A 19,189-nucleotide genomic window follows, 5' to 3' on the forward strand; every position below is an offset into this window, starting at 1 on the left:
AAGTGCTGTAACACTCTCTAGTCGACGGGTTGCAGCTTGCTTTCGCGTTGCAAGGCGTAGCCCCAGACAGCCAGGGTTAATGTGGCGATGACGGCCCCGACGAGCACGATGCCATCCCACCCATAGACCGGATAGGTTTGCGCACCCACCAGTGAACCCAGCGCGCCACCGATGAAATAACAGGTGATGTAACCGGCATTGAGGCGATTACGCGCAGCAGGACGGACTTGAAACACCGCATTCTGATTGCTGACGTGAACCAGTTGCACGGCAAAATCCAATGCCAGCACGCCGATCAACAAGGCGGTCAACGAGGTGCCGGCAAACGCCATCGGTAGCCAGCAAGCAAGCAGGACCAGCAAGCCGACGGTGGTGGCCTGCTGCCCTTTGCCTCGGTCAGCCATGCGTCCGGCCCAGCTGGCCGCCAGTGCGCCGACGGCACCGGCCAGGCCGAACAGGCCGATCACAGCGTCTGAGTAGCTATAAGGTGGCACCGCCAGCAGAAAAGCCAGCGGGGTCCAGAACAAGGCAAACAGCGAGAACGTCAATAAACCCAATGCGGCTCTCAGGCGCAGCACTGGCTCTTCGACGAACAGGCGAAACACCGACCCCAGCAATTTCGGGTAGCTCAAGCCCGCACTGTGGTGATGGCTGGGCAGGGCGACAAACAAAGCGATGGCGCTGATAAACATCAGTGCTGCCGCCAGCAAGTAGATAGTTCGCCAATCACCCGCCGAGGACAACGCCCCCGCAACCGTTCGCGCGAGCAAAATCCCCAGCAGCAGGCCACTCATCAAGGTGCCTACTACGCGCCCGCGACTTTGCGGATCTGTCAGGCTGGCCCCCATGGTTACCAGTATTTGAGCTGACACTGAAAACAGTCCCGTCATCGCCGTGCCCAGTAACAGCCAGGTCAACGAAGGAGAAAATGCGCTTAAAAGAAGCCCCAGCGCACTGAGTACCGTCATGATCACAATGAGCCGGCGTTGCTCGAACAAGTCCCCCAGTGGTACCAGCAACAAAAGGCCTGCGCCGTAGCTCAGCTGCGCGGTAATGACCACGGAGCCAACGCCGCTCATGCTCAAGCCCATGTGTTGGGCGATGGTGTGAAGCAACGGTTGCGCGTAATAGTTGCTGGCAACCGCCAGGCCGGTGGCGGTCGCCATCAGCAGAATCAGGGCGGTACTTAAGGGCTTGGCGGCAGCAGTTGAGGCTGACATTGACTGTCTCGAAGGCGTTGGGAGTGGCGTGAAGTATCGGGACTGTCGGGCGTCAATGTCACTGAGTATGTCGAAAAAAATAACGGCTCAAACAACAAAGCCCCTCGCCAGGGAGGCGAAGGGCTGTGCAGGTGCAGCGCTGTCGGACTAAAAAGCTGATTAGTTGCGGCGCCCCAGTAACAGGCCAACCACCAGGCCAAAGCCTGCCGAAATCGCCACGGTCTGCCATGGATGGCCACCGATGTAATTTTCTGTGGCGTCCACGACGGGCTTGGTGCGCTCGCGCACATTGCTCACCGAATCCAGCGCCTGTTTAAGTTTCAGGCCAACTTGCGCACGCAGCGTCTCACCCTCTTCGCCGACCAGTGACGCACTGTCTTTAAGCAGCTTTTCCGATTCGGCAATCAGGTCTTGCAGCTCACTGAAAGCCTGGTCTTTGATTTGGTCTTCAGCGGCGTGTACGGCGTTTTTTCGAGCCATTGCGGTACTCCTTGCAGGTGAAAGGGTGATGAGTAATGGAGTCAGTCCCGTGCTGAAAAGTTGCATCTGTTTTCGCACGGGGTGCGGTACTAGGGTGACAGCGTAGTTAAAAACCAGGCTGAGACACTTCTTTTGACGGTGTAAGATGTAGCCCAATTTACGCCGCAGGAAAATCTCATGAGCTTCAACCTCGCCAATAAGTCTCTCGCTGAGCGTGCTGCGCTTGAAGATGAAAAGTCCCGTCTGTTTGATCTTTGGCAGAGCAATCTGGGCAAGGCCAAAGGGGATGCGGCGCGTTTGTTTGGTGAGCGCTCCAAGCGCAAGGGCAAGTGGGCTGAATGGGTGCGCTCGGAACTGGACGCGATGTCACCGCCGGAGTACGCCAACATGGTGCGCAGTGAAGTGAACCGTCTGATGGCGGCTGCCAAGTAAGTCGAAGCGAGTAGCCCCGCAGGCGCAATCCGGCTCGCGATCCAGCGCAGCCCATCTATTCAATCGTGCAGACGCTGAAGTATTGCGCTGTAGCGCCCACGGTGATCTGCACGTCATCGTCCACCTGTTTGCCCAGCAGCGCTGTGCCTAGCGGTGAACGCGGGGTGATAACCGTCACGGTTTGCCCTTCAACACAGAGTGTGAGGCCGGCGGCATCAGGCGCCAGAAATAGATGCTGCGCATTGCCGTTTTCGGCTTCCAGGTTGACCAGTGCGCCGACCTGAATCCCGCGCGCCGCATTGAACGGCTCTAGCGCCATTGTCCGACAGCTTTTCAGCGACTGGCGGATCTGCTCAACCCTGCGCGCTTGCCCCGTCGCCAGATACGAGGCTTCCAGGCCCAGCGTGTCGTATTTGTTTTCCGCGACATTCTCTTCGTGCGTGGCGGCTTCATAAGCCGTTTGAGCGGCGCGCTGGAGTACGTCGAGGTCCACCTCAAGCTTTTCCAGTAGCAGGCGGTGCACAACAGTCTTGTTCATAAGGGAGGTGTTTTATGTCTGAGGTTAATTGCAAAAGCGCAGCACATTAGCCCGGCTTTTATCGGTTGGGGCATTTTGGTCTTGCTGTAACCAAAACTGGCACGTTGGGTTGGACAGGTTGCGATAGTTGCTGCGCGCTTGGTCGAGACGTTGCTGTTGCTCGCTTTGATAAAGATTCTGCTGGTACTGCTCAAACATCACGTTGCTGGCTTCAGGCGTTTGAACGGGCGGTTGCGGTTGGATGATTTGTCGCAGGTCGTTGACTACTGGCGCCAGAGGGGCAGGCCCGAGCGTGCGATAAAGTAGCCAGCCGGTCAGCGCAATCGCCATGCAACCTAGCCAAAGGCCAGCGGCGATACAGCCGATCAACGACAGCGGGCTTAACCTGACAGACAATCGACGGCGAGCAATCGGACGGGCGGGCATGACAGCCTCCTGACAGGCGCGAATGGATGAGAGCGGCGATTGTCGCACGACTCCCGAGCAGATTAATCCGCGTCAGCGCTTCTGTATCGACTGTTTTATGCGGACAATCCGCCTTTTAAGCGTTGGAGCCCGGAATGAAAGCCTCCTGGGATATTTTTTGCAGTGTGGTCGATAACTACGGCGACATTGGTGTGACCTGGCGGCTGGCCCGGCAATTGGTTGCTGAACATGACGTGGCCGTGCGGTTGTGGGTCGACGACTTGCAGGCGTTTGTCGCGCTTTGTCCCGAGGCAGACGCCACGGCAACCCAACAATGGCGCCAAGGGGTTGAGGTGCATCTGTGGCCGCAGGAGTGGGAGGCGGCGCAGGTGGCTGATGTCGTCATCGAAGCCTTTGCCTGCAAACTGCCAGAGGCTTATCTGCTGGCCATGAAAGCCCGGGCTGTGCCTGCGCTGTGGATCAACCTTGAGTATTTAAGCGCCGAAGACTGGGTGACCGGTTGTCACGGATTACCCTCGCTGCGGCCTGACGGGCTCAAGCGCATGTTCTTCTTTCCCGGCTTTGAGAAAGGCACGGGGGGCCTGTTGCGAGAAGCGGATCTGATTGCCCGACGCCAGGCGTTTGAGCGTGATCCGCAGGCACGACGTGCTTTTTTGCAGGCGCTGGGGGTGTATGCGTTAGACGGTGCGCGCCTGATTTCGCTCTTTGCTTACGAAAACACCGGGCTGGCCAGCTGGCTGGAGGCGATGGCTGCGGGCGCTCGACCCACGCATTTATTGGTGCCGCAAGGTCGCATCATGGGGGACTTATTGCGCTGGCTGGGTGTTGATCAATTGCCACTTGGAACGGTTGAGCAGCGGGGTCAACTGAGCGTTCAGGCACTGCCGTTCGTCCGGCAAGAGGATTACGATCGCCTGTTATGGAGTTGTGACTTCAATGCCGTGCGTGGTGAGGATTCATTTGTGCGGGCGCAATGGGCGGGCCGTCCGCTGCTGTGGCACATCTATCAGCAAGAAGAGGACGCGCACTGGATCAAGCTCAAGGCGTTTTTGGCGTTGTACGTCAAAGACTTGTCCGCGCCCGCCGCGCAGGCGTTCACCGAGCTGTGGCTGGCCTGGAATGCTGGCGCAGACATGGCGCACAGCTGGAATGCGGTGCTTGAACACTGGCCTGAAATCACCGCGCACAGCGAGCGCTGGTGCTTGCAACAGGCAATGCAGGCTGATCTTGCGCAAGCGCTGGTACTGTTTTATAGAAATTGGATATGATACGCGGCCTAGATTTTTGTAAATCTCAATCCAAATTCGGATACTCGCAATGAAAACTGGTAAAGAGCTTAAACCCGGCACCGTCATCAAGCTCGAAAACGACCCTTGGTTGGTTCAGAAAGCTGAATTCACCAAGTCGGGCCGTAACAGCGCGATCATGAAGACCAAGCTGAAGAACCTGCTGACCGGCTACAAAACTGAAATCGTTTACAGCGCTGATGACAAGCTGGAAGACGTGATCCTGGATCGCAAAGAAGCGACCCTGTCGTTCATCTCCGGCGACACCTACACGTTCATGGACACCACTGACTACACCATGTACGAGCTGAACGCTGAAGACATCGAAGCCGTTCTGCCTTTCGTTGAAGAAGGCATGACCGATGTTTGCGAAGCCATCTTCTTTGAAGACCGCCTGGTTTCCGTAGAGCTGCCGACCACCATCGTGCGTCAGGTTGACTACACCGAAGGTTCCGCGCGCGGCGACACTTCGGGCAAGGTGATGAAGCCTGCCAAACTGAAAAACGGTACCGAGCTGAGCGTTGCAGATTTCGTTGAAATCGGCGACTGGATCGAGATCGACACCCGTGACGGTGGCTCCTACAAGGGCCGCGCCAAGGTTTAAACCTTGCGTTAACCGCACCACAAAAGAACCCGGCCTTATGGTTGGGTTTTTTTTGCTCGATGAAATCGTGCGCAAGGCCCGGTTTTGAGCTTTGCCACAGGCGAGTGACTGGGTAGCATGGCGGCTCACCAAGAGGGCCAGTCATGCTGATCGATTTTGCAATGTATGCCGCGCTGGGGATTGCCTTGGGCGCGCTGGGCGGGTTGTTCGGCATTGGTGGCGGCTTGATCGCCATTCCGGTACTGGGCTTGTGGTTCGGGCTGGATCAACAGATGGCGCAGGGCACGGCCTTGGTGATGTCGGTGCCCAATGTGTTCGTGGCGCTGTACCGCTATAACCAGCGCAACCGTATCGATTGGCGCCAGGCATTGCCCTTGGTGGTGATGAGCTTTTGTTTTGCCTGGCTGGGCGCCATGCTCGCGGTCGGCCTGGACCCAAGCCTGATCCGCTGGGGGTTTGTCGGATTCTTGCTGACCATCACCCTCTATAACCTGATCAAACTTTATGGTGCTTCGGCGCAAGCCGCTGCAAACACTCGCTTCGGTTGGCCGTGGTATGGCGTGCTGGGCGCGCTGGCGGGGACGACAGGCGGACTGTTCGGTGTGGGCGGCGCTGTGGTGGCGGCCCCCGTACTGACCAGCGTCTTCGGCACTTCGCAAGTGGTGGCTCAGGGGATGTCCCTGGCGCTGGCGGCGCCCAGTACCAGCGTCACGCTGCTCACCTATGCCGTGCACCATGAAGTGAACTGGCACATGGGGGTGCCGATGGCCATTGGTGGCCTGTTGAGTATCAGTTGGGGGGTCAAGGTGGCCCATGCGCTACCGGAGCGCGTATTGCGTGGCATGTACTGCGGCTTTTTGCTGATCTGTGCCGGGCTGCTGGCGATCAAGGCTTGAAGCCGTCGATGATGTACTGAGCAAAACACTCGATGATGGGGGAGGGCGTGGTGGTGGCCTTGCGCAGCAGCACGATACTGGCCGTAGGCAAGAGCGGCAGGTTTTCGGCTTCGCCCACGATACGCAGGTCGGGTGTCAACAGGCTTTCGAGCTGTGCAGTCACTGCAAGTCCTGTGCTCACGACTGCATTGATGGCTGCCAGGCTGGCGCTGGTGTAGGCAACGCGGTACTCGCGCTGTAATGCATCCAGTGCATTGCAGGCCCAGATCCGGCAAAAGCACTCGGTATTGAACATCGCCAGGGGCAAGGGCGTTTGCTCGTGCGGCGAGAAACCTTGAGCCACCATCCACACGAAGCGTTCCTGGCGCAAGATCTGGCCCCTTTCAGAGCCGGGTTTGCGGGTGACGATGGTCAGGTCCAGATCGTTACGCTGCAACAACTGCGCTGAAGGTTCGCAATGCACTTCGACATTGATCAGCGGATAGTCCTGGGCAAAGCGCGAAAGAATGCCGGGCAAAAAACGCATCACATAATCATCCGGCGAGCCGATTTTGATCATGCCCACCATCTGCGGCTGGCGCAGGGTATTGAACACCTCACTGTGTAATTTAAGAATGCGCCGCGCATAGCCCAGCAACACCTGCCCTTCGGCAGTGAGCACCACGTTGCGCCCCTCGCGCTGAAAGAGCGGGCATTGCAGCACGTCTTCCTCCAGCCGTTTCATTTGCATGCTCACCGCCGATTGAGTGCGGTTGACGGCTTCGGCTGCGCGGGTAAATCCACCGTGATCGGCGATGGCTGCGAACGTGCGCAGCAGGTCGGTGTCGATGCTCGGAAAGTCAGCCATTGATCAATCTCGCAAATGAATTGCATAAGAAGCATTCGTTGGATTGATCTTATGCCGGCGCGCAGACTTGAGTCATCCCCAAGGAGGATTTGAGCGATGAAAGGTCAGATACGTGCAGGCTGGTTTACGCGGGTGGTTCGCTGGCATCAACTGTCGCGCGAACGCGCACATTTACGGCGGGTCAGTGATGCCACGCTGAAGGATTTGGGGTTGAGTCGGGCGGATATTGAAACCGAAAGTCACCGGCATTTTTGGGAAGACCCGTTCAACAAATGAGCCGCAATCCGTGTTGGCGATGGCGCAGGTTGCGATCCTTTTTAACAGCAAGAGATCGCAACTGCGTGCTCACTCAGCGGTTAACCTGCTTGAGCGTTTCGGCAATCAAAAACGCCAGTTCCAGCGACTGATCGGCATTCATGCGTGGGTCGCAGTGGGTGTGGTAGCGGTCCGACAAGCCATCTTCGGTAATCGGACGCGCGCCACCAATGCATTCAGTGACATTTTGTCCGGTCATTTCGATGTGAATGCCGCCTGCATAGCTGCCCTCGGCCTCATGCACCTGGAAGAACTGCTTCACCTCGCCGAGGATCTGCGCGAAGTCGCGGGTCTTGTAACCGCTGCTGGCCTTGATCGTGTTGGCGTGCATCGGGTCACAGCTCCAGAGCACCTGCTTGCCTTCGCCTTCGACCGCGCGGATCAGGCTTGGCAGGTGATCGCCCACCTTATTGGCGCCCATGCGCACGATCAAGTTGAGGCGGCCCGGGTCGTTGTCCGGGTTGAGGATATCGATCAGGCGGATCAGGTCTTGGGTGTTCATGCTCGGGCCAACCTTGACCCCAATCGGATTATTGACCCCGCGCAGGAACTCGACATGTGCGCCGTCGAGCTGGCGCGTGCGATCGCCGATCCACAGCATGTGGGCCGAGCAATCGTAATAATCGTTGGTCAGGCTGTCGCGACGCACGAACGCTTCTTCGTAGTTCAACAGCAGCGCTTCGTGAGCCGTGAAGAAGCTGGTCTCGCGCAACTGCGGTGAGCTGTCCATGCCGCAGGCACGCATAAAGGCCAAGGTTTCGTCGATGCGGCTGGCCAACTGGCTGTATTTATCCGCCAGTGCCGAGTTGGCGATGAAGTCCAGGTTCCATTTGTGAACCTGATGCAGGTCGGCAAAGCCGCCCTGGGCAAAGGCGCGCAGCAGGTTCAGGGTCGCCGTTGACTGGTTATAGGCTTGCACCAGACGATCGGGGTCCGGCACGCGGCTTTTTTCATCGAAGCCGATGCCGTTAACTATGTCGCCCCGGTACGCTGGCAGGGTTACGCCATTGATCGTTTCATCGTTGGCCGAACGCGGCTTGGCGAATTGCCCGGCCATGCGCCCGACCTTGACCACCGGGCAACCTGCGGCGAAGGTCATGACGATTGCCATTTGCAGCAACACTTTGAACGTGTCGCGAATTTTGGCGGCGGAAAACTCGGCAAAGCTTTCAGCGCAATCGCCGCCCTGCAACAGAAACGCCCGACCTTGTGTGACCTCGGCAAACTGACGGCGTAATTCGCGAGCCTCGCCCGCAAAGACCAGTGGCGGGTAACTCGCCAGGCTCTGCTCGACACGCAGTACGTGCGCGGCATCAGGGTAGTGCGGTTGTTGCTGGATTGGCAGGGCGCGCCAGCTGTCGGGGGTCCAGGGTTGGCTCATCGCAGACTCTAGTGTCAAGGGGAGATGGCGCATGTTATCAGCAATTAGTGCGTGACCTGTTGCGTGGCAATGGCCGACAATCGCGCCTTTCTGCTCGGCGCCGAGTGGTGTTTTTTTAGAGCGATGCCCGGGTTGTGCCGGGTCGCGGCAAGGAGAGGAAATGTCTGAGGAGCGCGTTGAGCGTCTGCTCGCTGAGGTTCATGATGACTTCGGCATGATTCGAGTACTTGAAGTGGAAGACTACCGCTTCCTCGAATTTGGCGATGCGATCGAGCAAAGTTGTGTGTTCACCGCTGATCCCAGCTGGCTGGAATACGACTACACCCGCGCCATGCTGATTGGCGCGCTGTGCCATGAAACCCCCGAAAGTGCCTTGTTTCTAGGTTTGGGCGCCGGAACCCTGACCCAGGCCTGCCTGAAGTTTTTGCCCCTTGAGGATGTCGAAGCCATTGAGTTGCGTCCGGATGTTCCGCGTCTGGCCATCGAGTACCTTGGGCTGGACGATGACCCGCGCTTGTACATTCGCATCGGCGATGCGCAAGAGTTGCTGGAAAGTGCGGAGTCGGCGGACCTGATTTTTGTCGACCTGTACAACGACTTGGGGCCTGCGCCTGCTCATCTGGGCTGGAACTTTCTTGAAAGCTGCCAGAACAAGCTCAATCCCAACGGTTGGCTGATCATCAACCAGTGGGCCACGGATGATGGCAAGCCGCTGGGTGCAGCGCTGCTGCGCGGGTTATTCCATCGTCACTATTGGGAGCTGCCGGTGAAGGAGGGGAACGTCATTTTGATGGTGCCTGCCGATCTGGAACAAACGCTGGAGCTGCCGGCTTTGACGCTGCGGGCCGAGGGTCTGGCCTCGCGTTTGGGCTACTCCCTGGAGTCCTTGATCAAGGCCATTCGCCCCGCCACGTGAAGGGCGAAGGTGAAACGTTTTAGCCCGCGGGCGAGGGTTTGATCATTTTGCAGTGTGCAAAATATCGTCAAGGCCCGGTCTACAGAGGCGTTCAGCGCTTTTATCCTTAAAAAAACGCTTCTTTTTTTTGATAAATCCGGTATAGTGCGCGCCGGCCTTTAGCCGGGCCACGTTTAGGTGTCGCATTTCCCGAAGCACGCTTCGGCTGCTCGTCCGTTTCGCGGACAACCCTGAACGCTCCATTCATTTAAACGTTTTCGCAAATCCCCGCCGACAAAGCAGCCAGGGCGACTCTTGAGTCTTACACGGCATGCGCAGCTTTGGAGCATGGGTCTTTGCGGATGCACTTAGAGGCAGACCCATGACCCAGGAAACCGGCGGCTTCGCCGCTTTTAATCTTAATCCGAACATTCTTGCAGCCGTTGCAGCAACTGGCTACGAAGAACCTTCGGCTATTCAGCAGCAATCGATCCCGATCATCATGGCCGGTCACGACATGATTGGTCAGGCGCAAACCGGTACGGGTAAAACCGCCGCGTTCGCCCTGCCGATCCTGCACCGCATCGATCCTGCTAAGCGCGAGCCGCAAGCCCTGATCCTGGCGCCAACCCGTGAGTTGGCGCTGCAAGTAGCAACCGCTTTCGAAACCTACGCCAAGCAAATGCCGGGTGTAACTGTTGTGGCCGTTTACGGCGGCGCGCCTATGGGCCCACAACTGAAAGCAATCCGTAATGGCGCACAAATCGTTGTCGCCACACCGGGCCGTCTGTGCGACCACTTGCGTCGTGACGAAAAAGTACTGGCGACCGTGAACCACCTGGTTCTCGACGAAGCTGACGAAATGCTCAAGCTGGGCTTCATGGATGACCTTGAAGTGATCTTCAAGGCCTTGCCAGCGACTCGCCAGACCGTATTGTTCTCGGCGACCTTGCCGCAGTCGATCCGTGCCATTGCTGAGCGCCACCTGCGCGACCCGCAACACGTGAAGATTCAGACCAAGACTCAGACCGTTACCGCGATCGAACAGGCTCACCTGTTGGTTCACGCTGACCAGAAGACCTCGGCTGTGTTGAGCCTGCTGGAAGTTGAAGATTTCGACGCCCTGATCATGTTCGTGCGCACCAAGCAAGCGACCCTGGACCTGGCCAGTGCCCTGGAAGCCAAAGGCTATAAAGCTGCTGCGCTGAACGGTGACATTGCTCAGAACCAGCGTGAGCGCGTTATCGAATCCCTCAAAGATGGCCGTCTGGACATCGTTGTGGCGACCGACGTAGCGGCACGTGGTCTTGACGTTCCACGTATCACCCACGTGTTCAACGTTGACATGCCTTACGATCCAGAGTCCTACGTTCACCGTATCGGCCGTACTGGCCGTGCCGGTCGCGAAGGTCGCGCCCTGTTGCTGGTTACGCCGCGTGAGCGTCGCATGCTGCAAGTGATCGAGCGTGTAACCGGGCAAAAGGTTGCTGAAGTCCGCCTGCCGGATGCCCAAGCTGTTCTCGATGCTCGCATCAAGAAACTGACCAACAGCCTGACGCCGCTGGTGGCTGACGCTGAATCGACTCACGGTGATCTGCTGGATCGCCTGATTGCCGATATCGGTTGCAGCCCACGTGCATTGGCCGCAGCGCTGTTGCGCAAAGCCACCAATGGTCAGGCGCTGACCTTGGCTGCGATCGAGCGTGATCGCCCACTGGTGCCTAACAGTGCACCGCGTGAGCGTTCCGAGCGTTCGGGTGACCGTCCGGACCGTGGTGATCGTGAGCGTCGCGCTCCGGTGGCATTGGCCGAAGGCCGTGCTCGTTGCCGTACCGCGCTGGGCGCGCGTGATGGCATCGCTGCCAAGAACCTGCTGGGCGCTATCCTCAACGAGGGTGGTCTGGCACGTGAAGCCATCGGTCGCATTCAAGTGCGTGATAGCTTCAGCCTGGTAGAACTGCCGGAAGATGGCCTGGAAAAACTGCTGGCCAAGCTCAAAGATACTCGCGTTGCAGGCAAGCAGCTCAAGCTGCGTCGCTATCGCGAAGATTAATCACTGTTGCAGTGATTGATCGCTAAAAAAATCCCCGACTGGTTCGGGGATTTTTTTTGCCTGCCTTTTTTGGGGACTGCCCGTAGAGGCAGCCAAGGCACGCAAGCTGCGAATGTTGACTGAGCCGGTTCTTTGCTCAACCGGATCGCGTTGTAGCGATTGCAGGTTCACCCGAACCGATAGATGTCCATCCCCAGAGCGCCCATCGTCCAGCCCTCGTGTTCAATACGAGGAGCATCCCCGGCACCGCGAGCGAAATAAAGCGGCAGCAAGTGCTCGTCACTCGGGTGGCTGCGTACGGCACTTGGCGCCTGGCGGCGATAGTCGTGCAGCGCTGCCTCGTCATCATGGGTGAGCTTTTCAATCATCCAGTCACGAAAATCTTTGGCCCACGTCTCGATGCTCTCTGGCCCCGCACGCCAGTCAAGCTCACGCAAGTTGTGGGTAATGCTGCCAGAACCGATCAGCAAAATGCCTTCTTCACGCAAACTCGCCAAAGCGCGACCGATTTGTGTCTGATAAGCCGGGCCTTTGTGGCTGGGCAGTGAAACTTGTACAACCGGAATATCCGCTGCCGGGTACATCAATGACAGCGGCACCCAGGTGCCGTGATCGAAAGGGCGTTTGGCGTCGAGTTGTGCGGGTAGGCCGCCGTCTTGCAGCATTTGAGCAATGCGCGCCGCCAGGGCAGGCTCGCCCGGCGCGGGGTATTGCACGGCAAACAACGCAGGAGGGAAACCGCCAAAATCGTGCCACGTTTCAGGCGCTGCGGCGCTGCTAACGCGCAGTTCGGGGCTTTCCCAATGGGCAGACATCACTACAATTGCTTTAGGTCGTGGCAATTCACTGGCCAGGCGAGTCAGGGCGGGGCCACTGGCGCCTGGCTCGAGTGCCAGCATCGGCGAGCCATGGGAGATAAAAAGACTGGGGAGCATGGCGTTATGTCTCAAGGTTAAGATGCGTCATCTTCATCCTGATCATTGATCTAAATCCAATATAAGTTTTAGTACTTATCTATCGAATTTAAAGGTGAATCATGCAGCCTGAGTTTTGGCACGACCGGTGGAAGAACAATCAGATTGGCTTTCACCTGGACCACGTCAACCCGTATTTGGCACGATATTGGCCAGCCTTGGGGTTAGAGGCCGGTGCGCGTGTGCTGGTGCCATTGTGTGGGAAAAGTCTGGATATCACCTGGCTGGCCGCTCACGGTTACCAGGTGTTGGGTGTCGAGTTGTCTGAGGCTGCTGTAGAGCGCTATTTCAGCGAGCATAACCTCAAACCCGACATTACCCGGCGTGGCGCGTTGAGCGTCTATGAGGCAGGGCCTGTGACGCTCATGTGTGGTGACGTGTTTGCGATCAGCGCAGACGATGTGGCGACGTGTCAGGGGTTATATGACCGTGCGGCAATCATCGCCTTACCGCCTGAGATGCGAGCAAATTACGTGACCCACTTGACGAACGTTTTGCCGCGCGATTGCAAGGGCCTGTTGATTACCCTCGACTACGATCAATCCGAAATGCAGGGGCCGCCATTCTCAGTGCCGGATACAGAGATTCAGCGCCTGCTGACCCCAGAGTGGTCACTGGAGGTGCTGGAGCAATCCGACATTCTGGACAAGAGCTGGAACTTTCTGAATAAGGGCGCCACTCGTTTGGTAGAGCGCGCGTATCGCTTGCAAAAAAACGTCTAAGCCCGCTGCGGCGAACATGAAAAAGGGCGACCGAAGTCGCCCTTTTATTGTGCCTGTGCCGTCAGGTTAGCCGCGACGACGCAATGCATCGATACGTTCTTCCAGTGGCGGGTGGCTCATGAACATGCGCGCCAGGCCCTGCTTGATACCGCCATTGATACCAAAGGCGGCCAAGGTGTCAGGCATATGCACCGGCAGGCCCTGTTCGGAGCGCAGACGTTGCAGGGCGCTGATCATGGCGGCGGTACCCGCCAGATGAGCACCGGCTTCATCTGCCCGGAACTCACGTTTGCGCGAGAACCACATCACGATGGCGCTGGCCAGGAAGCCCAGTACCAACTCGGCGAAAATGGTCGCAACGTAGTAGGCGATGCCGCGGCCTTCATCGTTCTTGAAAATCACTTTGTCGACAAAGTTGCCGATAATGCGTGCAAAGAACATGACGAAGGTGTTCACCACGCCCTGAACCAGTGCCAGGGTGACCATGTCACCGTTGGCCACATGGCCGATTTCGTGAGCCAGCACGGCTTTCACTTCATCGGGCGAGAAACGCTCCAAAAGCCCTTGGCTAACAGCCACCAGGGCATCGTTCTTGTTCCAGCCGGTTGCAAAAGCATTGGCCTCATAAGCCGGGAAGATCCCGACCTCGGGCATTTTGATCCCGGCCTCCCGAGACAATTGCTCAACGGTTTGCATCAGCCATTGTTCATGACGAGTACGAGGTTGAGTAATCACCTGGGTGCTTGTGCTCATTTTCGCCATCCATTTGGAGATGAACAGCGAGAACAGAGACCCTGCGAAACCAAAGACTGCACAGAAAACCAACAGCTGACTGAGGTTCAGATCAACCCCGTTGGCCGCCATGAACCCGTTAAAGCCGAACAGGCTCAGGGTGATGCTGGCAATCAGCACGACCGCCAGGTTAGTGGCCAAAAACAGCAAAATGCGCATCATGGTTGTAAGAATCTCCTCGTCTTTAGGTATTGCCGCATGCGGGGTATATAAGGTGCTGTTACAGGCTATTCAACCAAGTGACTATTTCAAACTGTGTCCTACAGCGTGATTCTAGTTGCAAGAGAGCCATTTCCTAATACGGATTGACTTTTTTTAGGCTCAAAAATTCCCACAAAACCCAGTGGATACGAGGCTTAAGGATTTTTTAAGGCGTATTCAGGCGCGAAAAGGCCCGGAGGGTACAGTAAGTGAAGAATGTTTCATTAGACACATGCTGTGCGACATTTGATGCGTCGCACAGCATGTAGAGAAATTACTGACGGTAGGTTTTCAGGAAGTTACCGATTCTGCCGATCGCCTGATCCAGTTCGTCCACGCGTGGCAGTGTTACCACACGAAAGTGATCTGGCCACGGCCAGTTGAACGCCGTGCCTTGAACCACCAGCAGTTTTTCCGACAGCAGCAAGTCGAGCACGAATTTCTCGTCGTTAAGAATCGGGCAGACTTTTGGATCAATGCGCGGGAAGGCATACAGCGCGCCCATCGGTTTTACGCAACTGACGCCCGGAATGTCATTGAGCAACTCCCAGGTGCGGTTACGTTGCTCCAGCAGGCGGCCGTTGGGCAGCACCAGGTCATTGATGCTCTGGTAGCCACCGAGCGCGGTCTGGATGGCATGCTGGCTAGGCACGTTGGCGCACAGGCGCATGTTGGCCAGCATGTCGATGCCTTCAATGTAGCTTTGGGCATTGTGCTTGGGACCGGAGATGGCGATCCAGCCGGAACGGAAACCTGCCACCCGGTACGACTTGGAGAGGCCGTTAAAGGTCAGGCAGAGCACGTCCGGTGCCAGCGACGCAGTGCAGATGTGCACGGCATCGTCATACAGAATTTTGTCGTAGATCTCATCCGAGAACACCACCAGGTTGTGCTGGCGAGCGATTTGCAGCATGCCTTGCAGCAGTTCTTTGGAATACACCGCACCCGTTGGGTTGTTCGGGTTGATGATGACCATCGCTTTGGTGTTTGGGGTGATTTTGGCTTTGATATCGGCCAGGTCAGGGAACCAGTTGGCTTGCTCGTCACACAGGTAGTGCACCGGATGGCCACCTGCCAGCGTTACGGCTGCGGTCCATAGCGGGTAATCGGGTGCGGGCACCAACACTTCATCGCCATTGTTGAGCAACGCTTGCAGCGACATCACGATGAGTTCGGAGACGCCATTACCCAGGTAGATGTCTTCAATGCCCACGCCTTCTACCTGCTTTTGCTGGTAGTACTGCATCACGGCTTTGCGAGCGCTGAACAGGCCCTTGGAGTCGCTGTAGCCCTGAGCGGTAGGCAAATTGCGGATCACGTCCTGAAGGATTTCGTCCGGCGCTTCAAAACCAAATGGCGCCGGGTTGCCGATATTCAGCTTGAGGATGCGGTGGCCTTCCTCTTCCAGACGTTTGGCGTGCTTGAGCACTGGGCCGCGAATGTCATAACAGACGTTGGCGAGCTTGTTTGATTTGCTGACCTGCATGGCGATGTGATCCCGAAAATGAACGATCCAGCCAGGACGTGACGCCTGCACTGGGAAATTCTGTGTCTTCACACAGCGGCAACCCGCTTTGCTTCAAGAATCCGTTTGAATGCACATAACGCGGGTGCCAGACTGGCGCTTAACGAGGCGCAATCATACGTGCCACCCGACCCCTGGAAAAGCCACTGGTCGGGGTTTTTCAGTGACAGGGGCTTAAGCATGCAAAAGTTGGAAAAAACACTGGACGAGTGGAAGGCCATGCTCGACCCACAGCAATACAACGTGTGCCGCCTCAAGGGCACCGAGCGGCCATTCTCCGGCAAGTACAACGCCACCAAAACGGACGGTGTTTATCATTGCATTTGTTGTAATGAGCCGTTGTTCGACTCTGCGGCCAAGTTTGACTCAGGCTGTGGTTGGCCAAGTTTTTATCAACCCATTGGCGAGAGTGCGATGGTCGAGATTCGTGATGTGAGCCACGGCATGGTCCGCACTGAAGTGAAGTGTGCCAAATGTGATGCGCATTTGGGCCACGTATTTCCTGACGGCCCGCCACCTACCGGTTTGCGTTATTGCATCAACTCGGTGTGCCTGGACTTCGTGGCGCGCGACTGAACTTCACGTTATCGAGGGTGGCGTCATGACTGACAACCTGTTGAACATTGCTTGCACCACACTGAGCGGTGAGCAAAAGACCTTGGCCGACTTCGGGGGCAAAGCCGTGTTGGTGGTTAATACCGCGAGCAACTGCGGGTTTACCTCACAGTACAAAGGGCTGGAAGCGCTGTGGCAGCAGTACAAGGATCAAGGTTTGGTCATTCTGGGGTTTCCCTGCAACCAGTTCAGGCAACAGGAACCCGGGGATGAAGCGGCAATCTTGCAATTTTGCGAGGTGAACTTTGGCGTGAGCTTCCCGTTGTTCAAGAAAGTCGAAGTGAATGGCCCTCAGGCGCACCCTCTCTTTACTGCCCTCAAACAGCGCGCCCCTGGACTGTTGGGGTCCACAGGCATCAAGTGGAACTTCACCAAGTTTTTGATCAGTGAGCACGGTCGCAGTATCAAACGCTATGCCCCTGCGACGAAACCCTATGCCTTGAAAGCTGACATCGAAGCACTGCTGCGTGTGCAGGCGCGGCCCTAAAGGCGAGGGCTGAGGTGTTTATGTACGAGCGTTAGCCACGCTTCTCATTCGTTCGCAGCTACGCCCTGTGCCTAAGGCTTGAGCGGCACCCAGGTATCGAGCAGCGCTTGCAACTCTTCACGCCGGAACGGCTTGGACAGGTAGTCATTCATGCCTGCCGTGCGGCAACGTTCACGTTCCTCAGGCATGGAATTGGCTGTCAGAGCAACTATCGGCAGGTCTGGCCACAGTCCGCTTTGGCGTATTTGCCGACTGGCCTCATAGCCATCCATAACGGGCATGTTGCAGTCCATCAGCACCAGATCAAAACGGTTCTGCGCTAACTGCCTCAAGGCTTCCCCGCCGTGGGCAGCCACCACTACTTCGCAGCCCAGTTTGCTCAGCATGCCTTTGGCGACCAGCTGGTTAACCGGGTTGTCTTCCACCAATAGAATGTGTGCCCGGTGCGGGGTGGGCAGGTGGTGGGTCGGTGCACGCAAGGTGTCGTCATCGTCTTTTTGCAATAAGTGCTGCAAGGTTTGATAGAGCGCTTTACGCGAAAGGGGCCGGGCTTTCTGCTGGAGCGGCGCCAACGCATTGACCTGATCGCTCGGCATGAAATTGCCATAGGCGGTGACCAGTAAGATCGGTGTGCTGATCGCCGGGCGTAAGCCAAACAGGCATTCGGGGCAGTCCGTGATCAACAAGTCAGGATTGACCTTGGCCAAGGAGTCGTCGATCGAAAAGCGCTGAAATTTCAGGCCCCAGATCGGCAATAGGCTGCTCAGTAACTCTGCCAGGCCACTGCTCGCGGTTGTGACCGCAATCACATTACCCAAAAGGGGTTTGGGCGTAATCGCCTCTGTGTGGCAGGGCAGGGGCAGTTCAGCGCAGAACTGACTGCCAAAACCCACTTCGGAGCTGATGGTCAAGCGCCCTTGCATGACTTCACACAGGCTGTTGGTCAATGCCAGGCCCAAGCCTGTGCCGCCGTACTGGCGAGTGATACCGGCGCCCGCTTGGGTAAAAGGTTGAAAGATTCTGGCCTGTGCCTCTTGAGCAATCCCAATCCCTGTGTCGCAGACCTCGATACGCACGCGATCATGCTGTGCGCTCAGGCGCACATCCACCCGCCCGAACCGGGTGAACTTCAGGGCGTTGGATAACAAGTTGCTGACGATCTGACGCACCCGCGTCGGATCGCCCAATACCAGCGCCGGGAACTGCGGGTCGATCAGGCACGTTAGCTCGACGCTGGGCGCAGCGTTCTGCGACAGCAGGTTGGCGGTGTCCTCAACCAGCGTCCCAAGATCGAACGCAATGTGCTCCAGTTCCAATTGCCCGGCGTCGAATTTGGACAGGTCGAGAATATCGTTGAGCAGCTCGACCAGCACTTTGCCCGAATCATGGGCAATCGACAGTTGCTGGTGTTGTTCAGCATTGAGCGGGCTGTCCAGGGTCAGGGCGAGCATGCCCAACAACCCATTGAGAGGGGTGCGTATTTCGTGACTCATATTGGCCAAAAAGGCGGAGCGTGCCTGGGCCATTTCCAGCGCCGTGCTACGGGCGGCTTCCAGTTCTTCATTGGACTGGCTGAGGCGGTCATTGATCGCTTTTAATTGCTGGGTGCGGGCAGACACAATGTGTTCCAGCTGCGCCAGGTATTCGTTCAGACGGTTTTCAGCGCTGCGCCGCTGTTCGATTTCACGCACCAGTGCATCAAACTGCTGATTGGCAACGTTGACCAACACCCCGATTTCATCGTCTTCGTGGCCGGGCGGGCAATGGATACGTGAAGGTTGAGGGTCGCCGGGTTTGCTGTTGCTCAGCTCACGGATCACCCGCACCAATGGCTGGGTCAGCATCACATAAAACAGGCCGAGTAAAATGCCTGACAGGATGAGGCTGCGGGCGAAGCCGCTGAGCAAGGTCACTTCGGCCCGGTGTAAAAAACGGCTGCCAAAAGGGTAGGTGTCTACCTCAAGGTGCAGCACGCCAACGCTTTGTTCCGGCATGTGATTGAAGTAGAGCCGGTCATCAAACGAACGATTGGCCCCGAACAGGAAGTCACTGAGTGCCCGGTAGCGCCCGGATTCGGGCTGATCCTGCACCGATGCCAGCACCGACTTATCGTTGTCGTTCAATTGCGCGCCGATGATTGCGGGCGAGCGCAACAGCCCCAGCACTAACTCTTGAGCCAGCTCTGAGTCCAGATTGTAGGCAATCCGTGAAGCCGGGTTATGGCTGATCTCAAGCAAGGAATAGATTTCACGATTGATGGCAGCGTTTTCGCTGGCATAATCGATGCCGATTTGCAGCAGGCTGAGCAGCGTTCCCAGTACAAAGCCGACCAGCACTGTCAGCCGTGCCTGCTTGAACGACAGGCGATGGGTGAGTTTTATGTCCATAAGGTGCTGCACCTGTTTCCATGTCCTGTCGGCTGGCAAGAGATTAACAGGTTAGCTGGCAGACTTTGCCCAGTTAACCGCTGGTAATTACGTATCCGCTAATCCGGGGATGG

At 57.1% G+C, this 19,189-nt stretch carries 20 protein-coding genes; 10 read left to right on the plus strand and 10 right to left on the minus strand.

The annotated features are described in order from the left end of the window. Window positions 1-17: 17 nt before the first annotated feature. Both TU86_RS03990 and TU86_RS03995 read right to left on the minus strand, forming a co-directional pair. Complete coding sequence (locus TU86_RS03990; protein WP_048362973.1) at window positions 18-1,220, minus strand: MFS transporter; 1,203 nt, start codon at window positions 1,218-1,220, stop codon at window positions 18-20. 159 nt (window positions 1,221-1,379) lie between these two features. Then, a complete protein-coding gene (locus TU86_RS03995; protein WP_048362974.1) occupies window positions 1,380-1,700 on the minus strand; it encodes an ElaB/YgaM/YqjD family protein in 321 nt (106 codons plus the stop codon). A gap of 177 nt (window positions 1,701-1,877) precedes the next feature. On the opposite strand from TU86_RS03995, the gene TU86_RS04000 reads away from it, so the two are divergent. Continuing rightward, window positions 1,878-2,132 (plus strand): hypothetical protein, encoded by a 255-nt coding sequence (locus TU86_RS04000; protein ID WP_048362975.1) that lies wholly within the window; start codon window positions 1,878-1,880, stop codon window positions 2,130-2,132. Window positions 2,133-2,187: 55 nt separating this feature from the next. Here TU86_RS04000 and TU86_RS04005 read toward each other — a convergent pair whose 3' ends face one another. Beyond that, a complete protein-coding gene (locus TU86_RS04005; protein WP_048362976.1) occupies window positions 2,188-2,670 on the minus strand; it encodes a GreA/GreB family elongation factor in 483 nt (160 codons plus the stop codon). A gap of 24 nt (window positions 2,671-2,694) precedes the next feature. Next, the gene (locus tag TU86_RS04010; RefSeq protein WP_048362977.1) at window positions 2,695-3,096 is read right to left on the minus strand and encodes a hypothetical protein; all 402 of its coding nucleotides are present in this window, start codon (window positions 3,094-3,096) and stop codon (window positions 2,695-2,697) included. Window positions 3,097-3,230: 134 nt separating this feature from the next. Here TU86_RS04010 and earP point away from each other — a divergent pair, with 134 nt between their 5' ends. The 3 genes from earP to TU86_RS04025 all read left to right on the plus strand — a co-directional run bounded on the left by earP (window position 3,231) and on the right by TU86_RS04025 (window position 5,882). Beyond that, window positions 3,231-4,364 carry an elongation factor P maturation arginine rhamnosyltransferase EarP gene (gene earP / locus TU86_RS04015; RefSeq protein ID WP_048362978.1) on the plus strand — a complete coding sequence of 378 codons (1,134 nt, stop codon included), beginning with the start codon at window positions 3,231-3,233 and terminating at the stop codon, window positions 4,362-4,364. Between the two features lie 49 nt (window positions 4,365-4,413). Beyond that, window positions 4,414-4,986, plus strand: coding sequence for an elongation factor P (locus TU86_RS04020; protein ID WP_016780001.1), 573 nt, complete (start codon window positions 4,414-4,416; stop codon window positions 4,984-4,986). A gap of 143 nt (window positions 4,987-5,129) precedes the next feature. After that, entirely contained in the window at window positions 5,130-5,882 is a 753-nt protein-coding gene (locus TU86_RS04025; protein ID WP_048362979.1) for a sulfite exporter TauE/SafE family protein, read from the plus strand. Here TU86_RS04025 and TU86_RS04030 read toward each other — a convergent pair. Next, window positions 5,872-6,729, minus strand: coding sequence for a LysR family transcriptional regulator (locus TU86_RS04030; protein ID WP_048362980.1), 858 nt, complete (start codon window positions 6,727-6,729; stop codon window positions 5,872-5,874). The genes TU86_RS04025 and TU86_RS04030 overlap by 11 nt on opposite strands. A 96-nt stretch (window positions 6,730-6,825) precedes the next feature. Between TU86_RS04030 and TU86_RS04035 the strand changes: the two genes are divergently transcribed. Continuing rightward, window positions 6,826-7,005, plus strand: coding sequence for a DUF1127 domain-containing protein (locus tag TU86_RS04035; RefSeq protein ID WP_048362981.1), 180 nt, complete (start codon window positions 6,826-6,828; stop codon window positions 7,003-7,005). Window positions 7,006-7,078: 73 nt separating this feature from the next. Here the strand turns inward: TU86_RS04035 and TU86_RS04040 are convergent, their stop codons facing one another. After that, the gene (locus TU86_RS04040) at window positions 7,079-8,425 is read right to left on the minus strand and encodes a class II 3-deoxy-7-phosphoheptulonate synthase (protein WP_048362982.1); all 1,347 of its coding nucleotides are present in this window, start codon (window positions 8,423-8,425) and stop codon (window positions 7,079-7,081) included. A 160-nt stretch (window positions 8,426-8,585) separates the two neighbouring features. On the opposite strand from TU86_RS04040, the gene TU86_RS04045 reads away from it, so the two are divergent. Continuing rightward, complete coding sequence (locus tag TU86_RS04045; protein WP_048362983.1) at window positions 8,586-9,341, plus strand: spermidine synthase; 756 nt, start codon at window positions 8,586-8,588, stop codon at window positions 9,339-9,341. A 361-nt stretch (window positions 9,342-9,702) separates the two neighbouring features. Next, complete coding sequence (locus tag TU86_RS04050; RefSeq protein WP_048362984.1) at window positions 9,703-11,373, plus strand: DEAD/DEAH box helicase; 1,671 nt, start codon at window positions 9,703-9,705, stop codon at window positions 11,371-11,373. A 167-nt stretch (window positions 11,374-11,540) separates the two neighbouring features. Here the strand turns inward: TU86_RS04050 and TU86_RS04055 are convergent, their stop codons facing one another. Next, window positions 11,541-12,308, minus strand: a complete 768-nt coding sequence (locus tag TU86_RS04055) for a DODA-type extradiol aromatic ring-opening family dioxygenase (protein ID WP_048362985.1) — start codon at window positions 12,306-12,308, stop codon at window positions 11,541-11,543. A gap of 101 nt (window positions 12,309-12,409) precedes the next feature. Here TU86_RS04055 and TU86_RS04060 point away from each other — a divergent pair, with 101 nt between their 5' ends. Then, window positions 12,410-13,069 (plus strand): thiopurine S-methyltransferase, encoded by a 660-nt coding sequence (locus TU86_RS04060; RefSeq protein WP_048362986.1) that lies wholly within the window; start codon window positions 12,410-12,412, stop codon window positions 13,067-13,069. A 66-nt stretch (window positions 13,070-13,135) separates the two neighbouring features. On the opposite strand, the gene htpX is transcribed toward TU86_RS04060, so the two are convergent. Both htpX and TU86_RS04070 read right to left on the minus strand, forming a co-directional pair. Then, on the minus strand, window positions 13,136-14,023 hold the full coding sequence (gene htpX / locus TU86_RS04065) for a protease HtpX (protein WP_048362987.1): 888 nt from the start codon (window positions 14,021-14,023) through the stop codon (window positions 13,136-13,138). A 313-nt stretch (window positions 14,024-14,336) separates the two neighbouring features. Then, window positions 14,337-15,548, minus strand: a complete 1,212-nt coding sequence (locus tag TU86_RS04070) for a pyridoxal phosphate-dependent aminotransferase (protein ID WP_048362988.1) — start codon at window positions 15,546-15,548, stop codon at window positions 14,337-14,339. Window positions 15,549-15,767: 219 nt separating this feature from the next. On the opposite strand from TU86_RS04070, the gene msrB reads away from it, so the two are divergent. Together msrB and TU86_RS04080 are read left to right on the plus strand one after the other, a co-directional pair. Continuing rightward, window positions 15,768-16,163, plus strand: coding sequence for a peptide-methionine (R)-S-oxide reductase MsrB (msrB, locus tag TU86_RS04075; RefSeq protein WP_048362989.1), 396 nt, complete (start codon window positions 15,768-15,770; stop codon window positions 16,161-16,163). A 25-nt stretch (window positions 16,164-16,188) separates the two neighbouring features. Beyond that, window positions 16,189-16,689, plus strand: a complete 501-nt coding sequence (locus TU86_RS04080; protein ID WP_048362990.1) for a glutathione peroxidase — start codon at window positions 16,189-16,191, stop codon at window positions 16,687-16,689. A 71-nt stretch (window positions 16,690-16,760) separates the two neighbouring features. Here the strand turns inward: TU86_RS04080 and TU86_RS04085 are convergent, their stop codons facing one another. After that, window positions 16,761-19,076, minus strand: coding sequence for a response regulator (locus tag TU86_RS04085; RefSeq protein ID WP_048362991.1), 2,316 nt, complete (start codon window positions 19,074-19,076; stop codon window positions 16,761-16,763). Window positions 19,077-19,189: the final 113 nt, after the last annotated feature.

Source organism: Pseudomonas weihenstephanensis (genome assembly GCF_001043055.1).
Taxonomy (GTDB): Bacteria; Pseudomonadota; Gammaproteobacteria; order Pseudomonadales; family Pseudomonadaceae; genus Aquipseudomonas; species Aquipseudomonas weihenstephanensis.

Bases quoted from the DNA above. Each gene is read 5' to 3' on its own strand.
- TU86_RS03990 (WP_048362973.1), bottom strand. From the start codon at position 1,220: ATGTCAGCCTCAACTGCTGCCGCCAAGCCCTTAAGTACCGCCCTGATT.
- TU86_RS03995 (WP_048362974.1), bottom strand. From the start codon at position 1,700: ATGGCTCGAAAAAACGCCGTACACGCCGCTGAAGACCAAATCAAAGAC.
- TU86_RS04000 (WP_048362975.1), top strand. From the start codon at position 1,878: ATGAGCTTCAACCTCGCCAATAAGTCTCTCGCTGAGCGTGCTGCGCTT.
- TU86_RS04005 (WP_048362976.1), bottom strand. From the start codon at position 2,670: ATGAACAAGACTGTTGTGCACCGCCTGCTACTGGAAAAGCTTGAGGTG.
- TU86_RS04010 (WP_048362977.1), bottom strand. From the start codon at position 3,096: ATGCCCGCCCGTCCGATTGCTCGCCGTCGATTGTCTGTCAGGTTAAGC.
- earP (WP_048362978.1), top strand. From the start codon at position 3,231: ATGAAAGCCTCCTGGGATATTTTTTGCAGTGTGGTCGATAACTACGGC.
- TU86_RS04020 (WP_016780001.1), top strand. From the start codon at position 4,414: ATGAAAACTGGTAAAGAGCTTAAACCCGGCACCGTCATCAAGCTCGAA.
- TU86_RS04025 (WP_048362979.1), top strand. From the start codon at position 5,130: ATGCTGATCGATTTTGCAATGTATGCCGCGCTGGGGATTGCCTTGGGC.
- TU86_RS04030 (WP_048362980.1), bottom strand. From the start codon at position 6,729: ATGGCTGACTTTCCGAGCATCGACACCGACCTGCTGCGCACGTTCGCA.
- TU86_RS04035 (WP_048362981.1), top strand. From the start codon at position 6,826: ATGAAAGGTCAGATACGTGCAGGCTGGTTTACGCGGGTGGTTCGCTGG.
- TU86_RS04040 (WP_048362982.1), bottom strand. From the start codon at position 8,425: ATGAGCCAACCCTGGACCCCCGACAGCTGGCGCGCCCTGCCAATCCAG.
- TU86_RS04045 (WP_048362983.1), top strand. From the start codon at position 8,586: ATGTCTGAGGAGCGCGTTGAGCGTCTGCTCGCTGAGGTTCATGATGAC.
- TU86_RS04050 (WP_048362984.1), top strand. From the start codon at position 9,703: ATGACCCAGGAAACCGGCGGCTTCGCCGCTTTTAATCTTAATCCGAAC.
- TU86_RS04055 (WP_048362985.1), bottom strand. From the start codon at position 12,308: ATGCTCCCCAGTCTTTTTATCTCCCATGGCTCGCCGATGCTGGCACTC.
- TU86_RS04060 (WP_048362986.1), top strand. From the start codon at position 12,410: ATGCAGCCTGAGTTTTGGCACGACCGGTGGAAGAACAATCAGATTGGC.
- htpX (WP_048362987.1), bottom strand. From the start codon at position 14,023: ATGATGCGCATTTTGCTGTTTTTGGCCACTAACCTGGCGGTCGTGCTG.
- TU86_RS04070 (WP_048362988.1), bottom strand. From the start codon at position 15,548: ATGCAGGTCAGCAAATCAAACAAGCTCGCCAACGTCTGTTATGACATT.
- msrB (WP_048362989.1), top strand. From the start codon at position 15,768: ATGCAAAAGTTGGAAAAAACACTGGACGAGTGGAAGGCCATGCTCGAC.
- TU86_RS04080 (WP_048362990.1), top strand. From the start codon at position 16,189: ATGACTGACAACCTGTTGAACATTGCTTGCACCACACTGAGCGGTGAG.
- TU86_RS04085 (WP_048362991.1), bottom strand. From the start codon at position 19,076: ATGGACATAAAACTCACCCATCGCCTGTCGTTCAAGCAGGCACGGCTG.